We start from the raw sequence: 515 nt of genomic DNA, 5'->3' as shown, positions 1-515 counted from the left end.
AGACCATGCCGTAGATCGCCGTCCCGGCCGCGCCGATCCCCGTCCACACCGCGTACGCCGGACCCACGTCGAGCTTCCGCAGCGCGAGGGTGAGGAGACCGAAGCTGCCCAGGGCGAAGGCCGCGAAGGCGATCGTCGGCCACAGCCGGGTGAAACCGTGCGAGAGCTTCAGGCAGACCGCGAACCCCGTCTCCAGGATCCCCGCGATCACCACCAGCAGCCACGCCATCGTCAGTGCCTCCCACGCCGTCGGTGACTGCTTCGTCGCACTTGGTGCGATTATGCACTTACCGGCAGCGAGCGGGCGTAAACGCAGGGGGCTCAGTCGGACGTAAACGCCGAGGACGTAAACGCCGAGGGTGTGGTCGCCCAGGGCTCAGTCGCCCTCGCGTCTCAGTCGCCCTCGCGTCGCTCCCGGGTCGCGAGCAGTCGCCGCAGCGAGACCAGCCGCGCCGGATCGGCGTGCCCCTCCGCCACCCACGCGTCGAGCGCGCAGTCCGGCTCGTCGTGGCTGC

At 70.3% G+C, this 515-nt stretch carries 1 protein-coding gene and 1 pseudogene; both read right to left on the bottom strand.

Annotation, left to right across the window (positions count from 1 at the left end; genetic code table 11):
* The coding region (locus CCN56_RS06560) for a multidrug efflux SMR transporter (protein WP_086824471.1) at positions 1-229 on the bottom strand (229 nt) is incomplete at its 3' end.
* Between the two features lie 164 nt (positions 230-393).
* A pseudogene (locus CCN56_RS44275) lies at positions 394-515 on the bottom strand (ribosome small subunit-dependent GTPase A); the annotation flags it as partial.

It is taken from the genome of Streptomyces sp. NRRL B-24572 (assembly GCF_002156145.1).
GTDB lineage: Bacteria > Actinomycetota > Actinomycetes > Streptomycetales > Streptomycetaceae > Streptomyces > Streptomyces vietnamensis.
The sequence above is the reverse complement of the archived record's forward strand: the minus strand, read 5'-3'. Positions and strand labels throughout refer to the sequence as shown.